General features: G+C 71.7%; 17 protein-coding genes and 1 riboswitch. Of the genes, 9 read left to right on the forward strand and 8 right to left on the reverse strand.

Translation table 11 applies throughout. The features are described from left to right. Positions 1-110: 110 nt before the first annotated feature. Complete coding sequence (locus Aiant_RS22245; protein ID WP_229831480.1) at positions 111-1,736, reverse strand: C40 family peptidase; 1,626 nt, start codon at positions 1,734-1,736, stop codon at positions 111-113. A gap of 333 nt (positions 1,737-2,069) precedes the next feature. On the opposite strand from Aiant_RS22245, the gene mqnE reads away from it, so the two are divergent. From mqnE to fliQ, 7 genes are all read left to right on the forward strand, one after another. Beyond that, positions 2,070-3,239 carry an aminofutalosine synthase MqnE gene (gene mqnE / locus Aiant_RS22250; protein WP_189336820.1) on the forward strand — a complete coding sequence of 390 codons (1,170 nt, stop codon included), beginning with the start codon at positions 2,070-2,072 and terminating at the stop codon, positions 3,237-3,239. A gap of 10 nt (positions 3,240-3,249) precedes the next feature. After that, positions 3,250-3,675, forward strand: coding sequence for a hypothetical protein (locus Aiant_RS22255; RefSeq protein ID WP_189336819.1), 426 nt, complete (start codon positions 3,250-3,252; stop codon positions 3,673-3,675). A 12-nt stretch (positions 3,676-3,687) separates the two neighbouring features. After that, a complete protein-coding gene (locus Aiant_RS22260; protein ID WP_189336818.1) occupies positions 3,688-4,095 on the forward strand; it encodes a DUF4229 domain-containing protein in 408 nt (135 codons plus the stop codon). A 53-nt stretch (positions 4,096-4,148) separates the two neighbouring features. Then, a riboswitch (cobalamin riboswitch) is annotated at positions 4,149-4,281 on the forward strand. 85 nt (positions 4,282-4,366) lie between these two features. Next, the gene (locus tag Aiant_RS22265; protein WP_189336817.1) at positions 4,367-5,299 is read left to right on the forward strand and encodes an ABC transporter substrate-binding protein; all 933 of its coding nucleotides are present in this window, start codon (positions 4,367-4,369) and stop codon (positions 5,297-5,299) included. Next, a complete protein-coding gene (locus Aiant_RS22270; RefSeq protein WP_189336816.1) occupies positions 5,296-6,339 on the forward strand; it encodes a FecCD family ABC transporter permease in 1,044 nt (347 codons plus the stop codon). Before Aiant_RS22265 ends, Aiant_RS22270 begins: the two co-directional genes overlap by 4 nt. Continuing rightward, positions 6,336-7,112: an ABC transporter ATP-binding protein gene (locus Aiant_RS22275; RefSeq protein WP_189336815.1), complete on the forward strand. Its 777-nt coding sequence runs from the start codon at positions 6,336-6,338 to the stop codon at positions 7,110-7,112. Before Aiant_RS22270 ends, Aiant_RS22275 begins: the two co-directional genes overlap by 4 nt. Before the next feature lie 115 nt (positions 7,113-7,227). Continuing rightward, positions 7,228-7,497 carry a flagellar biosynthesis protein FliQ gene (gene fliQ, locus Aiant_RS22280; protein WP_212847125.1) on the forward strand — a complete coding sequence of 90 codons (270 nt, stop codon included), beginning with the start codon at positions 7,228-7,230 and terminating at the stop codon, positions 7,495-7,497. 61 nt (positions 7,498-7,558) lie between these two features. Here fliQ and Aiant_RS22285 read toward each other — a convergent pair whose 3' ends face one another. From Aiant_RS22285 to Aiant_RS22305, 5 genes are read right to left on the reverse strand one after another with little or no spacing between them, the layout of a single operon-like run. After that, entirely contained in the window at positions 7,559-8,320 is a 762-nt protein-coding gene (locus Aiant_RS22285; RefSeq protein ID WP_189334482.1) for a VOC family protein, read from the reverse strand. A 51-nt stretch (positions 8,321-8,371) separates the two neighbouring features. Continuing rightward, the gene (locus tag Aiant_RS22290) at positions 8,372-9,109 is read right to left on the reverse strand and encodes an ABC transporter permease (protein ID WP_189334483.1); all 738 of its coding nucleotides are present in this window, start codon (positions 9,107-9,109) and stop codon (positions 8,372-8,374) included. Next, positions 9,094-9,978, reverse strand: coding sequence for an ABC transporter ATP-binding protein (locus tag Aiant_RS22295; RefSeq protein ID WP_189334484.1), 885 nt, complete (start codon positions 9,976-9,978; stop codon positions 9,094-9,096). Before Aiant_RS22295 ends, Aiant_RS22290 begins: the two co-directional genes overlap by 16 nt. Beyond that, positions 9,975-10,304 (reverse strand): winged helix-turn-helix domain-containing protein, encoded by a 330-nt coding sequence (locus Aiant_RS22300; protein WP_189334485.1) that lies wholly within the window; start codon positions 10,302-10,304, stop codon positions 9,975-9,977. The genes Aiant_RS22295 and Aiant_RS22300 overlap by 4 nt, the downstream gene beginning before the upstream one ends. Continuing rightward, a complete protein-coding gene (locus Aiant_RS22305) occupies positions 10,301-10,933 on the reverse strand; it encodes a transporter (RefSeq protein WP_189334486.1) in 633 nt (210 codons plus the stop codon). Before Aiant_RS22305 ends, Aiant_RS22300 begins: the two co-directional genes overlap by 4 nt. A 61-nt stretch (positions 10,934-10,994) precedes the next feature. Here Aiant_RS22305 and Aiant_RS22310 point away from each other — a divergent pair, with 61 nt between their 5' ends. Together Aiant_RS22310 and Aiant_RS22315 are read left to right on the forward strand one after the other, a co-directional pair. After that, on the forward strand, positions 10,995-11,420 hold the full coding sequence (locus tag Aiant_RS22310) for a GNAT family N-acetyltransferase (protein ID WP_189334487.1): 426 nt from the start codon (positions 10,995-10,997) through the stop codon (positions 11,418-11,420). A gap of 74 nt (positions 11,421-11,494) precedes the next feature. Beyond that, positions 11,495-13,135, forward strand: coding sequence for a hypothetical protein (locus Aiant_RS22315; RefSeq protein WP_212847126.1), 1,641 nt, complete (start codon positions 11,495-11,497; stop codon positions 13,133-13,135). Here the strand turns inward: Aiant_RS22315 and Aiant_RS22320 are convergent. Both Aiant_RS22320 and Aiant_RS22325 read right to left on the reverse strand, forming a co-directional pair. Continuing rightward, complete coding sequence (locus Aiant_RS22320) at positions 13,037-13,903, reverse strand: LLM class flavin-dependent oxidoreductase (protein WP_189334488.1); 867 nt, start codon at positions 13,901-13,903, stop codon at positions 13,037-13,039. The genes Aiant_RS22315 and Aiant_RS22320 overlap by 99 nt on opposite strands. Then, positions 13,903-15,918, reverse strand: a complete 2,016-nt coding sequence (locus Aiant_RS22325) for a HelD family protein (protein WP_189334489.1) — start codon at positions 15,916-15,918, stop codon at positions 13,903-13,905. The genes Aiant_RS22320 and Aiant_RS22325 overlap by 1 nt, the downstream gene beginning before the upstream one ends. Between the last annotated feature and the right edge of the window lie 154 nt (positions 15,919-16,072).

Genomic DNA, 16,072 nt, shown 5'->3' on the forward strand with positions numbered 1-16,072 from the left:
AGGAGCTAGCGAGCCGATGACCGGTTCGGATGGTTTTCCGGATGCCTTATTACGTGATATCCGGACTTAGCGACGGTTACGAAAAAGCCTGTCCCGGCCGATTTCTCCGGTCAGTCGCCGGCCGAGCTGGACGCCGAAGCCGACGCTGCGGCCGTCGTCGCCTTCGCCGTCTTCGAGGCGGTCTCCGTCGCGGTCGCCGTCTTCGACGCGTTCTCCGTCGCGTTCGCGGACGAGGTGGAGGTGGCAGCCGCGCTCGTCGTCGTCTCGGCGGGCGTGCCGGTGCTGGTCTCGCCGGTGCCGGTGCTGCTGGGCGAACCCGCCGAGGCGGAACTCGACGATCCGGCGCTGGACGACGCGGATCCGCCCGTCGACGGGCTCGTCGCCGAGCCGCCCGGCGTCGGCGTCGTAGCCGGCGGCTTGGTGCTCTTGGACGGCGTCGGCGACTTGCTGCCGCTCGGGCTCGTGGAGCCGCCCGGCTTGGTGGTCTTGGAGGCCGACGGCGACGGCGTCCTGCTGGTCGTCGCGCCGGTGCCCGGCTCCTCCGGGTCGGGCGTGCCGAGCGGCAGGTCGTCGACGCCGCCCTCGACCGAGCCGAACACCCGGGTGGCCTGGAACAGGCGGCTCCACCGGACCGGGACGAGCCGCACGTTCAACCCGGTGCGCGGGGCCTCGACCATCATGCCGTCGCCGGCATACATGGCGACGTGGTGGATGCCCGTCCAGCTGTTGGTGTAGCTGAAGAACAGCAGGTCGCCGGGGAGCAGCGAATAGCGGTCGACGACCTTGTTCCGGGTCTGCCAGTACTGGTCGCGGGAGACGCGGACCAGCGGGAAGCCGACCGAGTGGTAAGCCGCGTACATCAAGCCGGAGCAGTCGTACTGATCCGGGCCCTCCTCGGACCAGACATACGGGTCGCCGCGCTGGGCGAGCGCGAACTGGAGCGCCTGGACCGCCCGCGGGTCGGCACCGCGTCCGGCGCCGGAGCCGGCCAGGTATTCCGAGCCGAGCGCCTGGTCGGTCACGCTGGCGGCGGCCTCGGCCGCGTTCAGCTCGTCGCGGTGCTTGTTCTCCAGCGCGGTCAGCGCGGTCTGCTTCTGGGTGAGCCGCGTGTTCAGTTTCGTGTACTGCGCGACCAGGTTGTTGTGCTTGGTCGTGGTGGTGGTCTGCTCGTCGAGCGCGATCTGGGCGGCGACCTGCGCGGCCTCGAGGCGGCGGGCGGCCGTGTCGTCGGTCGGCGTCTCGCCGCGCTGCAACCGGGCGAGCTGGTCGAGACCGATGAGGCTGGAGTCGAGCGCGCCGTCCGGGACCGCGGCGGCCTGCTGGATGGCCTGGCCGGCGGCGGCGACCGCGTTGCTCTGCGCGGCCTGGAGATTGGCCTGCGCGTCGGTGACCTGCTGGTTGGCGGTGGCGAGCTGGGACTGGGCGAGGTCGCGGTCGGCTTTCAGCTTGAGCAGCTGGTCGCCGAGCTGGTCGACCTCGAAGCGGCCCTTCTCGATCTGCTGGAGGGCCGGGTTGGTCGCCGAACCGGGGATGGCGCTGGGCGTGGTGACCGGGCTGACCGGGGTGCCGGGGAGCACCAGCGCACCGAGCGCGGTCGGACGCGAGCCGGCGTCCGGGATGCCGGCGGCGAGCGCCGGGTCGTCGCCGGGCGCGGCCATGGCCGGGATCGGCTGGAACAGGGCAGCCACAGCCGCGGCGACTGCCGCCGAGTACGACACGGGGCGCAGTCGCTGCACGGAGCGTGAATAACCCCGTCCGTACCGCATTGCCTTCGACATGAAGCTCCCCGTCCGCGGCGGCCGGCTGACCGTCGCTAGTCGTTCCTAAAGGTTCATACCGCAGGCGGCGCACCGCTGTCGATCGAAAGAAGATGAAAGGACCCTGAGAATTTTTCTACTTGTTGGCGACTGTAAGTGTTTGCCCTGGTCGTCGGCCTGTGGAGCCGGTTTCATGATCGTCTATTCCGGTTACTTCCCAGTACGTGAGACAGGCCTCCCGCCCGCCCGGCGGCGTGCCGCCTGTCAGACCCGGGACGTAGTCTCGACGGCGACGACGGGAGAGGGGCGCACATGGATGCCGGACTGAAGCGTGACCTTGAGGCGAAGGTCTACGCCGGTGAGCGGCTCAGCCGCGAGGACGGCATCGCGCTCTACGAGAGCGACGACCTGACCTGGCTCGGCCGGCTCGCTCACCACAAGCGCACCGAGCTGAACGGTGACCGGGTGATGTTCAACGTCAACCGGCATCTGAACCTGACGAATGTCTGCTCCGCCAGCTGCGCCTACTGCTCCTTCCAGCGCAAGCCGGGGGAGAAGGACGCCTACACGATGCGCATCGACGAGGCCGTCCGCAAGGCCAAGGAGATGGAGGACGAGCAGCTCACCGAGCTGCACATCGTCAACGGCCTGCACCCCACCCTGCCCTGGCGGTATTACCCCAAGGTCCTGCGCGAGCTGAAAGCCGCGCTGCCCAACGTGAAGCTCAAGTGCTTCACCGCCACCGAGGTCCAGTGGTTCGAGAAGATCAGCGGCCTGTCCGCCAGTGAGATCCTCGACGAGCTGATGGACGCCGGGCTGGAGTCGCTGACCGGCGGCGGCGCCGAGATCTTCGACTGGGAGGTCCGGCAGCACATCGTCGACCACGCCTGCCACTGGGAGGACTGGTCGCGGATCCACCGGCTGGCCCACGAGAAAGGCATGCGGACTCCGGCCACCATGCTCTACGGGCACATCGAGGAGCCCCGGCACCGGGTCGACCACGTGCTGCGCCTGCGCGAGTTGCAGGACGAGACCGGTGGCTTCGCCGTCTTCATCCCGCTGCGCTATCAGCACGACTTCCACGACTCGGCGGACGGCAAGATCCGTAACCGGATCCAGGAGCGCACCACGATGGCCGCCCCGGCCGAGTCGCTGAAGACGTTCGCCGTCTCCCGCCTGCTGTTCGACAACGTGCCGCACGTCAAGTGCTTCTGGGTCATGCACGGCCTGTCGGTCGCCCAGCTCTCGCTGAACTTCGGGGCCGACGACCTGGACGGCTCGGTGGTGGAATACAAGATCACCCACGACGCCGACTCGTACGGCACGCCGAACACGATGCACCGCGACGACCTGCTGGACCTGATCTGGGACGCCGGTTTCCAGCCGGTCGAGCGCAACACGCGCTACGAGGTCGTCCGGGAGTATGACAAGCCCACCAGCCTGGCCGAGCGGCGCAGTGAGCCGCAGAAGGTCTGGGCCTAGGGTTCCGGAGATGACTCAGCAGCGCGGCAAAGGCGGTCTGCGGCGCACCGCGGGGCCGGTGGAGACGGTCGGTGATCTGCTCGGCGCCTCGTTCGCCGGGCTGGTCGTCGGCATCGCGGTGGTGCTCGTCCTGGAGGGCATCCTGGCGCTGAGCAGGGTGGCCGAGTTCGGCCAGACCAACGGCTGGCTGATCCTGATCCTGCCGACCTGGCTGTTCGTCGAGCAGTTCCGGGCGCAGGGCTTCGGCGCCGACCGGGTGCTGGCCGCGGCGCTCGGCATCGGGTTCGGCGCCGCCGCGGGCATGACGGTCGCCGGTGTCGTCGCGCCGTACACTCCACCCCTGGTGAGCGGCGGTGCCGGCGCCGTGGCCGCTACGGTCGTGTACTGCTTCGTCTGGTTCTACGGCCTCCGCTGGCTCCGTCAGCGGTCCGGCTGAGGGAGAGAGATCATGAGTCCCGCCGTCAAGTACACGCTGGGCCGCCTCGGCCTGTTCGTGGTGGTGTTCGCCGCGCTCTTCCCGCTGCCGCTGAACATCCTCGTCAAGGTGATGATCGCGTTCGTCGCCTCGGCCGGGTTCGCGTTCTTCCTGCTCCGCAAGTGGCGCGACCAGATGGCCGAGCAACTCGGCTCGGCGGCCGAGCGCCGCTCCGCGGAGAAGGCGCGGCTGCGCTCCGCCCTGGCGGGAGACGACGAGGCCGCCGCGGCCGGTGACCGGGTCGCCGCGGCCGACGCCGGTGGAAAGACCGCCGACGAGAAGACCGCCGGTGGAAAGACCGCCGGGGAGACCGCCGCGGATGCGAAGGCCGGCGACGCCAGCGGCGAAAAGAGCGAGGACAAGAGCGAGGCCGGTAAGTAACGCCCGCAAGCGCCCGCGGACGTGTCCGACGGAACAGACCCTGAGGTCGAGCGACGGCCGGCGCCGCTCTGGGATAGCGTTTCAGGGACCGCGCCGCAGCGAAGCCGGTGTGAAACCGGAGCTGTCCCGCAACTGTGATCCCTCCATGTGAGGTCTAGCCAGGTCGCCTGGGAGCGGTCGCGAACCCACGCTCCCGGGGAGGGGCGTCTCGCAGGCGGCGGCCCCGGGCCCTGTCGGCGATGCACCACACCCGACCGACAGGAGGACCTCGATGAAGCGCGCGCTTCTCGCCGCCACCACGGCGGCCGCACTGCTGCTCACCGGCTGCGGCAGCAAGGACAGCACCGACAAGTCGCCGGAGCCCGGACAGGCGAGCGCGGCCGCCAGCTTCCCGGCCACGGTCGGCTCGCTGACCCTGGACAAGCGGCCCGAGAAGATCGTCTCGCTGAGCCCCACCGCCACCGAGATGCTCTTCGCCATCGGCGCCGGTCCCCAGGTCACCGCGGTCGACGACCAGTCCGACTACCCGGCCGACGCGCCCAAGACCGACCTCTCCGGCTTCAAGCCGAACGCCGAGGCGATCGCCGCCAAGGATCCGGACCTGGTGGTGCTCTCCGGCGACGCCGACCAGATCGTCGCCCAGCTCGGCAAACTCAAGATCCCGGTGTTCCTGTCGCCGGCCGCGCAGACCCTGGACGACACCTACCGGGAGATCGCCGAGTTCGGCACGCTGACCGGGCACAGCAGCGAGGCCACCAAGCTCAACGAGCAGATGAAGGCCGAGATCGACCAGGTGGTCAAGGCGGTCCCGGCGCGCACCAAGCCGCTCAGCTACTACTACGAGCTCGGCCCGGAGCTGTACTCCGCCACCTCGAAGACCTTCATCGGCGGGGTGTTCGACCTGTTCGCGATGACCAACGTGGCCGACCCGGCGGACGCCGACGGCAGCAAGGGCGGTTATCCGCAGCTCTCCGCGGAGGCGCTGGTCAAGGCGAACCCGGACACCATCTTCCTGGCCGACACCCAGTGCTGCCAGCAGTCCGCCGACACGGTCGGGGCGCGCAGCGGCTGGTCGTCGATCACGGCGGTGCGGAAGAAGCAGATCTATCCGCTGGACGACGACATCGCCTCGCGCTGGGGTCCCCGTACCGTGGATCTTGTGAAGGCCGTGGCCGACGCGGTGAGCAAGGTTCCGGCGTCATGAGACCGGCCGGGCTCCGCCCGGCCTGGCTGGCGGCCGGTGTGCTGGCCGTGCTGGTCGCGGTCGTCGCCGGCCTCGCCTTCGGCTCGGTCTCGCTGCCGCCCGGCGCGGTCGCGGTCGAGTTGCTCAACCTGATCCCCGGGGTGGATCTGCACAGCGGCCTCACCGAGCGGGAGGTCGCCATCCTCACCGAGCTGCGGCTGCCCCGGGTGGTGCTCGGTCTCCTGGTCGGCGCGATGCTGTCCCTGGCCGGCGCCGCCTACCAGGGCGCGTTCCGCAATCCGCTGGCCGATCCGCACCTGCTCGGCGTCGCCGCCGGGGCCGGGCTCGGGGTGACCGCGGTGATCGTGCTGCGCCCGGCCGCCGGCGCGACGGGCGGGCTGCCGCTCGGCGTACCGGTGGCGGCCTTTCTCGGCGGCCTGATCGCGGTCGCCATGACCTGGATCCTCGGCGCCACCGGTGGCCGGGACCGATCACCCAGCACGCTGATCCTGGCCGGGGTCGCGGTCTCCGCGTTCCTCGCCGCGATGCAGACCTACCTGTTGCAGCGGCACGTCGAGTCGCTGCGCGAGGTGTACTCCTGGCTGCTCGGCCGGCTGGCCACCGCGGGCTGGCACGACGTCCTGGTGGTCCTGCCCTACACCGTGCTGACCGCGGCCATCGTCCTCACTCAGCGCCGCGAGCTCGACGTGCTCACCGTCGGCGACGAGGAGGCGTCCAGCCTCGGCCTGCACCCGCAGCGCAGCCGCTACCTGCTGATCATCGCGGCGTCGCTGGGCACCGCCGCGGCGGTCTCGGTCTCCGGCCTGATCGGCTTCGTCGGCATCATCGTCCCGCACACGGTGCGCCTGCTCACCGGCCCGAGCTACCGCTCGCTGCTGCCGCTGTCGCTGCTGTTCGGCGCGGCCTTCCTGACCCTCACCGACCTGCTGGCCCGGGTCGCCGGCGGGGCCGCGGAGATCCCGATCGGGGTGGTCACCGCGTTCCTCGGCGCGCCCTTCTTCATCGTGGTCATGCGCACCAGCCGCGGGATCACGACATGACCGCCCCGGCGATCATGGTCAACGACCTGACGGTACGCCTGGACGACGCCCTCATCGTCGACCACGTGGACCTCGAAGTCGCCGTCGGCGAGTGGGTAACCGTGATCGGCCCGAACGGCGCCGGCAAGTCCACCGCCCTGCGCGCCGTGGCCGGCCTGCTCCCCTTCCAGGGCACCGTCCACCTGCACGGCCGCGCGGTCGACCGCCTGCACCGCCGGGACCGCGCCAAGACCATCGCCGTGGTCGTCCAGAGTCCCGTGGTACCACCCGCTATGACCGTTTTCGACTACGTCCTCCTGGGTCGGACCCCGTACATCCCGCCGCTCGGCCGCGAGTCTGCCGCCGACCTGGCCGTGGTCGACGAGGAGCTGGCGGCGCTCGACCTGATCCCGTTCGCGGCCCGCCGCCTGGACACCCTCTCCGGCGGCGAACGCCAGCGGGTGTTCCTGGCCCGCGCGCTGGCCCAGGGCGCCGAGATCCTGCTGCTCGACGAGCCGACCAGCGCCTTGGACATCGGCCACCAGCAGGAGGTCCTGGAACTGGTCGACCGGCTGCGCGCCGGGCGCTCGCTCACCGTCCTGGCGACCATGCACGACCTCTCCACCGCGGGCGAGTACGCCGACCGCATGGTCCTGCTCTCCGCCGGCCGGGTGGCCGCCGCCGGCACCCCCGCCGAGGTGCTCACCGAGGCCAACCTCGCCGAGCACTACCGGGTGAAGGTCCGGGTCATCCCCGGTGATCACGGTCCGCTGGTGGTGGCGGTCCGGCCCTGAGCCGCGCGGCAGGGGAAAGGGCTGCTTGAGGTTTCCTGTGCGGGTGAACCGAATGGCAACCGGGCGGTGACCGGTCTGCACTCCAGGGTTCGCGGGATCGCCCGAACTGAGGGGCATGACCGACACGATGGTGGTTGAGCTGGGGTTGCAGGCGATGACGATCGCGGCGAAGCTGTCCGCGCCGGTGCTGCTGACCGCGCTGGCGGTCGGGTTCGCGATCTCGCTGTTCCAGTCGGTGACGCAGATCCAGGAGGCGACGCTGTCGTTCGTGCCGAAGGCGATCGCGATCGGTGCGGTGCTGCTGTTCGCCGGCAACTGGATGCTGCACGAGATGATCACCTACACCACGCAGCTGTTCGAGCGGGTCCCGGACCTGCTGCGCTGATCGAGGCCGCCCGTCACGGGCGGCCTTTTTCGTGTGCTCAACGCGTACCGAAAAGAGGGTTTCAGCGGCGGCCCGCGAGCACGGCGAACGTGGCGCCCTGCGGATCGGTCAGCACCGCATAGCGGCCGATCGAGATGGTCGTCGGCGCGGTGATCACCCGGCCGCCCAGGGCGAACGCGTGCTCCGCGGCCACGTCACAGTCGCCGACCGCGAAGTAGACCAGCCAGTACGGCGAGATGTCGGGCGGCCAGCCCTCGCCGATCATCGGCTGGAGGCCGGCGACCGGCTGGCGCATGGTCTCGCAGAGCAGGTACGGCAAACCGCCCACCTGCGTCTCCCGGAACGTCCACCCGAAGACCGCGCCGTAGAAGTTCCGCGCGCCGTCCACGTCCCGGGTGTTCAACTCGTTCCAGGTCAGCGCCCCGGGCACGTCGAACGCCTCGGCGCCGCGCATCATCCCGGCCTCCCAGACGCTGAACGGCGCGCCGGACGGGTCCAGGAACGCCGCCATCCGCCCCTGGTCCGCCACGTCGAACGGCGCCACCAGCACCTTTCCGGCGGCGGCCTCGACGCGCGCGGCGGTGAGGTCGGCGTCGTCGGTCGCCAGGTACGTGCTCCAGGTCGTCGGCTGCCCCTCGCCGAACAGCGGTCCCGCCCCGGCCACCGGCAACCCGTTGAGCAGGAACGTCGTGTAACCGCCGAACTCGGCGCCGGACACCTGTGGGGTCCAGCCGAACAGGCTCGTGTAGAACCGGATCGAGTCGTCGAGGTCGGACGTGGCCAGGTCCACCCAGGTGGGCACGCCGGGCGATGGAGCGGTCATAGCGGCATGGTCGCATCCGGTCACCAGCGCGGACATGAAAGTGTCAGTCTTCTAGCCGAATCGACGACCTTCGTCTCGGCGGAACGCCAGAACGGCCAGACCGCCGAGCGCCACCGTCCAGGCGAGCAGTGACACCGCCGAGGCCCACTGGAACGGATAGTCACCGACCGCCGCCCACATCAGGCGCACCGCGCCGCCGGTCGGCAGGTAGGGCGCGATCGTCGCGACGAACCCCGGCTGCCAGCCGGGCGAGCCCATCAGGCCGCCGCCGAACGCCAGCGGCAGGAACAGCACCTGCGCGACCACGATCGCCGCCTTCTGCGGCATCGAGTAACCGATGGAGAGGCCGAGCAGGATGAACGGCACCGAGATCACCGCGGTGGCGGCGGCCGCGGCCAGGAACTCCGGCCCGCTCACCGAGGCCGGGGTGAACAGCGCCGCGATGATCACCACCGGGATCATCGAGATCGCCATGTTGGTGAGGCCGGCCACGATCCGGCCGGTGAACCGGGGCAGGGCGCCGGCCGGGAGCGTGCGCACGTAGGGATCCCAGGGCTGGGCGCGGTCCTCGGCGACGCCGATGCCGTACTGAAAGAGGTTGGTGCTCATCACCGCGAACGTGATCATCGAAGCGGCGGCGTAGGTGGCGCCGGCCGGATCGTCGCCGGTGAACGGCACCACGAAGGCCAGCATCGCGGCGGCCGGCCAGAACGCGCCGCCGATCACCGCGATCGGGATCCGGAACAGCTCCAGCAGCTGAAACTTGGCATGGGTCAGTGCGAGGACCACGACGGCTCCTTGGTCAGGGTCAGGAAGGCCTCCTCCAGCGTGGTGCCGCGCACCTCCAGGTCACGGAACGCGACGTCACGCCGGACCAACTCGCGGACCAGGGCGTCGGCGTCCGGCGTGAGCAGCACGTGGCGGTCACCGGCGCGCTCCGCGCGCAACACCCCGGACAGGTCCGGCAGGTCAGTGGACGAGGTCAGAGCGATTTTGCGTACGCCGGCCAGCTCCCGAAGAGCGTCGACGCTGTCGTCGGCGAGAACGCGGCCGGCGTCGAGCACCACGACCCGCTGCGCCAGCGCCTCGATCTCCTCCAGATAGTGGCTGGTCAGCACGACCGTGCCGCCCTCGGCGTGGAATGCCCGGATGCCGTCCCAGAGGGCGCGCCGGGCCTCCACGTCCAGCCCGGTGGTCGGCTCGTCGAGGAAGACGATCCGCGGGCGGCCGGCGAAGGCGAGGGCCACCGCGAGGCGGCGTCGCTGCCCGCCGGAGAGGCCACCGGTCTGCCGCCGGATCAGGTCGGTCAGCCCGAACCGGCCGAGAATCTCCGCAGTGGACAATGGGTCGGCGAAGTGCGCCCGGACGAAATCGGTCACCTCGCCGACGCGCAGCGACGCCGGCAGGCCGGTCTCCTGTGGAGTGACGCCGAGGTATCGCCGGAACCGGGGGTCGCGCGGGTCACCGCCGCACAGCTCGACCCGGCCCGAGGTGGGCCGCCGGATGCCGGTGAAGAGGCTGACCAGGGTGCTCTTGCCGGCGCCGTTCGGCCCGAGCAGACCGACCAGCTCGCCGGCCGGCACCTCCAGGTCGAGGTGGTCCAGGGCCAGGGCGGTGGAGTACCGCCGGGTGACCTGGACGGCACGTGCGTGGATCATGTCTCCTCCGTGTGGTTGAGCAGGGCACGCAGGGCGGTGACGTAGTCGTCGAAGGCGAGGCGGCCGCGGCGGGTCAGCCGGACCAGGGTGGTGGGGGTGCGGCCCCGGTGCGTCTTGACCACCTCGACGTAGTCGGCGTCCTCGAGTTTGCGCAGGTGGACCGAGAGGTTGCCGGCGGTCATCCGGAGGATCTCCTGGAGCCGGGGAAAGGCGATGCTGTCCGCCTCGCGCATCTGGGAGAGCGCGGAGACCACCCGGAGCCGGGCCTGCGCGTGGATGACCGGGTCGAGCTCGGGCAGCTCGCTCGCGGTGTCGCTCGCGCTCATCGGCGGTGCCACCAGCCGATCAGACCGGCGATCATGAGTCCGCCGCCGCCGGCCACCGCCACGACCAGCGCGTGCCAGCCCGGCCCGATCAGCACGCCGACGATGTTGACGCCGCTGATCCAGGCGCCGAGGACGAAGGTGACCCGGTCGTCCCAGACTGCGGCGCCGGCCATGTAGAGCGCGCCGATCAGCGCGACCAGGCCGCCACCCCACAGGATGCCCTGCCGCGACTCCGGCACCACGTCGCTGACCTGGCTGAACACCAGCGCCAACCCGGCGAAGCCGGCGGACCAGGAGAACCCGAACATCCGCCCCTGCCGGGAGCTGGGCCCGCTCAGCGCGCGGCCGGACCGGGCGCCCATCACCCCGGTGATCGCCCCGGCGGCCATCAGCAGCAGGGTCAGCACGGTGATCGGCAGCCAGTCGGGCAGGGCCACGAGCACCCGCTCGTCCGGCCCCCAGCGCAGGAAGAACAGGCCGAATCCGATCAGCCAGGTGATGCCCCACGGCCAGAACATCCACCGCGGGTCGGGGGTCAGCTCACGCTCCAGGTTGGCCCGCTCCCGATCGATCAACCGCAGCGCCTCGGCCGGGTCGTCGAATGTCGATTCGTCGTCGATCGATGCCATGCGCCTACTTTACGACTCAAAGTCAAAGAACTTTGTGCCATAAAGCTCATAGGGTGGCGACGTGCTTGATGTGATCTTGAGAAAGGCCGAGCCGGCCGACCTGCCCGCGGTGCTGGCGTTCTGGCAGGGCGCGGCGGAGAACGGCAACCGGCCGGTGGACACCGCCGAGGCGGTCGAGGCGCTGCTCGCCCGGGACCCGGAGGCGCTGATCCTGGCGATCGGGGACGGGGCCGTCGTCGGCACGATCATCGCCGGGTGGGACGGGTGGCGCTGCCACCTCTACCGGCTCGCGGTCGATCCGGACCGGCGCCGGGCCGGCATCGGCGGCCGCCTGATCGCCGCGGCCGAGGAGCGGTTCCGCGCGCTGGGTGGCACCCGCGCGGACGCCATGGTGCTCGACGCCAACGAGCGGGCGCACGGCATCTGGACGGCGCACGGCTACCGTCCGCAGCCGGAGTGGTCCCGCTGGGTGAAGCCGCTCGGCTGAACCGTCCGGTCCGAGATCCACATGCATCAGAAGGGGGTTCCGGTGCGGCGGCCGAGCGGCAAGGATGCTCGATCGTGGATGACCTCCTGGTAGCGCTGGCCGGCAACCCCGCCCTGCCGCCCGCCTTGGCCGACCGCCTGATCGGGCTGGCCGACGAGGAACTCGCGTGTGCGCTCGCCGCCCACCCCGGCCTCACCGGTGCCCAGGTCCGGGAGCTGGCCGGCCGGTTCGAGGCGGCCGCGGTCCAGTTCGCCCACGACGGGCGGCTGTCCGCCGACGACTTGCCGGAGCCGGCCGGGACGGCCGGCTGGGCGCACGTCGCCCTGGCCCTGCTCGACGCGGGCCGCGGCCGGGCGGAGTGGGCGCGGCAGCTCGCCGCCGAGACCGACCCGGAGCTCCGGCAGGAGCTGGCGGTCTGCCCGGACCTGCCGCCCGACGTGCGCGAACGGCTGGCCGCCGACCCGGACCCGGAGGTCGTCGCCGAGTTGGCCTGGCGGACCACCGATCAGCGGTTGCTCGCCCGGCTGGCCCGGCACCGGCACGCGGAGGTGCGGGTGACGGTCGCGGCGAACCGTGCCACGCCACCCGAGCTGCTGGCCGCACTGGTCACCAACGATCCGCCGCCCGAGGTGTGCCAGGTCTGCGAGCGGGAGCCGATCCCGTTCGTGCACGATCCGCACTGCGCGCGGACGGACTGCACACTGCCGCCCGGGGCGGCCTGCGACGGTAGCCACCAATACGCTATCCACAGCCTGCGGTGCCAGGCTGTGGATAACCCGGCGACGCCGATGTCGTCCCTGGTCAGCCTGGCTGACAACGAGTCGGCGATCCTGCGGTGGACGCTCGCGGCACGGCCGGACCTGCCGCCCGGGGTGGCCGCGCGGCTGGCCGGTGACCCGATCCCCGGCGTGCGGCACGACCTGGCCGGAAACCCGGGACTGCCGGACGAGGTGCTCCGGAGGCTGGCCGGCGACAAGGATCCCGAGGTCCGGCGCCGGCTCGCGCACAACCCGAAGGTTCCGCTCGACGTGCTGGCCGAGCTGGCCGCGACGACCCGGATCGGGCCGGTCCTGCTGCCGCGGGTCGAGGCGGCGACCGATCCGGAGGTCCGGCAGCTCGCGGCCAGTCCGGTGCCCGAGGTGCGGATGCTGCTGGCCACCCGCCGTGACCTGCCGCCCGAGGTGCGCGACGCGCTCGCCGGCGACCCGGACGCGAAGGTCGTCGCGGCGGTGGCCGGGCACCCGGGGCTCTCGGTGGAACGGCTGGCCGCGATGGTGGCGGCTCAGGGCGTACGGGTGAAAAGCAGTGTCGCGGCGAACCCGGAGGTGCCCGCGGACCTGCTCCTCGACCTGGCCCGGCAGGATCCGCGCGTGCCGAAGGCGCTGCGCGAGATCGCCCGGCACCCGCATGCCGGAGCGGCGGCCCTGGAGTTCTGCCTCGCCGACGAGCGGGCCCGGCCGATCGCGGCCGGGCACCCCGCGCTGCCCCCGGACCGCGTCGCCGAGCTGCTCGGCGACGCGGATCCGCAGGTGGCCGAGTCGGCGGCGGGCAACCCGTCGCTGCCGGTGGCGGCGATGGAGCGGCTCATCGCGGACCTCGGCGCCCGCGGCGGACTTTCAGCGGCCGAGGGCGCTGAGGGCGGCCCGGACCTGCGGGATCGGGTCCGGGCCGAGCGGCCGCAGCACGATGGTCCCGGTGCCGGCCTCGACCAGTGACCGCACCTTGCCGGGCACCTCGGCGACCGGGCCGATCAGCGAGAACACCTCGGACGGCGGCACACCGAGCCAGCTCGCCTGCCCCTCGACCATCGCGCCGGTGACCTTCGCGGCGTCCGCCGGATCGTCGTTGACGTGCAGGTACGCGAAGAGGATCAGCTCGTGCTCGTCGGTCGCCCCGCCCCGGCGGATGTGCGTGAGCGCGGCCTGGATCTCGGCCGGCCCGTTGCCCTCGGCGATGATCGTGCCGTCCGCGACCCGGCCGGAGAGCTCCAGCGAGCGCGGTCGCACCACCCCGGTGACGATCGCCGGTTGCACGGCCGGTGGGTGCACCAGGCGAACGCCGTCGAGGTGCACCTCCCGGCCGTCCACCGTGACCAGGTCGCCGCGCAGCAGCCCGCGCACCGCGAGGACGGTCTCCTCCAGCATCGCCAGCTTCGACTTCGGCTCGACGCCGAGCTGGCGCATCCACTCGGAGACGCCGTGTCCGAGACCGGCCACCAGGCGGCCCGGGTAGACCCGGGCGAGCATGGCCAGCTCCATGGCGAGCAGGGCCGGGCTGCGCAACGGCACCGGCGCTATGCCGATGCCGACCCGGATCCGGGAGGTGGCGGCCAGGGCCAGGGCGGCCGTACTGATCGAGCCGGCCCAGCCGAGGTCCTCGACCACCCAGAGGTCGTCGGCGCCGGCCTCCTCCACGGCGGCGGCGAAGGCTTGCAGGTCTTCGGGGGACAGGTCGCGGTCGAACATCACTCCGATGCGGGGCATCAGCCGATGTTAAGCGGTTCAGGCAGCGGTGTGGCGTGCACGATCGACAGGCCGGTGACGGCTCGCGTGAGCACCACGTAGAGACGGTTCAGCCCGCGCGGCTCGGCGGCCACGATGTCGGCGGGCTCGTGAACGACGACATGGTCGTACTCCAAGCCCTTGACGACCGTGGCGGGGACGACCGTGACGCGCGCCTCGGCATCGACGTCGTCGGGCGTCGCGTGCTCGATGCCGGCCGCCGTGAGATGCCCGCGGATCCGGTCCACCGCGGTGTCCGCCGCGATCACCGCGATCGAGCCCTCGTGCTCCAGCACCCGCACCGAGACCTCGGCCAGCGTCCGGGCGTCCAGATCCGCCGGGTCGGCGACCGGCACGATCACGAGATCGCCGTCGCGGCGCAGGGAGACCGCTTCGGGCACTTGCACGCCGAGCGCCGGCAGGAGGCGGTTGGCCAGCGTCACCACCGCTTCCGGTACGCGAAAGCCGACGGTCAGCGGCACCACGGCGGCATCCGGTTTGCCCAGGTGGCGCAGGATCTCCCGCCAGTCGGCGGCGGCCCACGGGGCGGTGCCCTGGGCCAGGTCGCCGAGCAGCGTGATCGAGCCGTGCTCGCTGCGCCGGGCGATCGCACGGGCCTGCATGGGGGACAGGTCCTGGGCCTCGTCGATGACCACGTGACCGAAACTGTTCTCCCGCTCCAGGAGCCCGGCGGCCTCGTCGAGCAGCACCAGGTCGGCGACCGTCCACTTCGCCGACTTGACCGTCTTGGGCGGCCGGACCCAGCGGATCGCCTCCTGCTCCGTCTCGGTCAGCAGCTCACCGGCCGTCGACGGATCGGTCAGCAGGCCCCCGACCAGGGACTCCGGCGTGACCGCGGGCCAGCAGGCCTCGAGGAACTCGGTGACCTGGGCGATCTTGCTCATCTTGCGGAGCCACGACTCGCTCGGCGAATTGCCGGTCCGGTACTCCGACTGGCGTTGCAGCAGGCCGACCACCCGGGCCCGGACGCGCTCGCGGCCGACCGCATAGGGCAGACCCTCACGTCGCGCCTCGTCGACGATCCGGCGCAGCGGCTCGACGTCGATCCGCCAGCGGTAGGAGCCGTCCGACACCATGATCGGCTCGGCGGGCCGGGCGATCCGGCTCCAGAGCAGGTTCTTCAGTGCCGCCGCCATGCGTACGTCGTTCTTGACCAGCGCGGCCGCCGGCGGGTCCACCGCCTTGACCGGATGCCGGGCGACGAGATCGTCCAGGGTGGACTGCTGGACCTCGACCTCGCCCAGGGTCGGCAGCACCGCGGAGATGTAGGACAGGAACGCCGTGTTCGGCCCGACGATCAGCACCCCGGACCGGCGCAGCCGCTCCCGGTGCAGGTAGAGCAGGAACGCGGCGCGGTGCAGGCCGACCGCGGTCTTGCCGGTGCCGGGCGCGCCCTGCACGCAGATCGAGTCGGCCAGCTCGGCGCGGACCAGCTCGTCCTGCTCCGGCTGGATGGTGGCGACGATGTCGCGCATCGGCCCGACGCGGGGCCGCTCGATCTCCGCGGTCAGGATCCGGCTGCTGGTGCCCAGCTCCTCGCCGCGGTCGAGGTGCTCGTCCTCGAAGCTGGTCAGCTCGCCCTTGACGAACCCGAACCGGCGGCGGGTGGCGACGCCCTGCGGGTCGCGCACGCTGGCCCGGTAGAACGAGCGGGACAGCGGCGCGCGCCAGTCCAGCACCATCGGCTCGCCGGCGTCGTCGGTGACGTGCCGGCGGCCCACGTGGTAGGCGATCTCCTCGATGTCGAGGCGGCCGAAGAAGAGCGGCGTGTCCGGGTCGTCGGCCAGCTCCTTGACCCGGCGGGCCATGTGCCGGCCCAGCTGTTCGGCGGTGTAGGCGTCGCCGGCCACCTTGTCGCCGGTGGAGAAGAGGGCCTCGGCCCGGCCCCGCATCCGTTTCAGCGCGGCGCGGGACTCGGTGAGGTGGGTGCGTTCGGCGGTGAGTTCGGTGTCGAGGTCAGAGGCGGGCACGGGCATCCTCGGCAGGCTGAGATCCGGCTGCGCTCGCGTGTCCGGAAGGCGGGTCGGCCGCCGCCGGCGCGGGGGACGTCCGCTGCGGTGCATGCTCACCACGGCCGTCAAGCGGCCCTAAACGCTACGCCCCCGGCGTTCGCTGTCCACCGATTTTTCG

The sequence above is a fragment of the Actinoplanes ianthinogenes genome (assembly GCF_018324205.1).
Lineage (GTDB): Bacteria > Actinomycetota > Actinomycetes > Mycobacteriales > Micromonosporaceae > Actinoplanes > Actinoplanes ianthinogenes.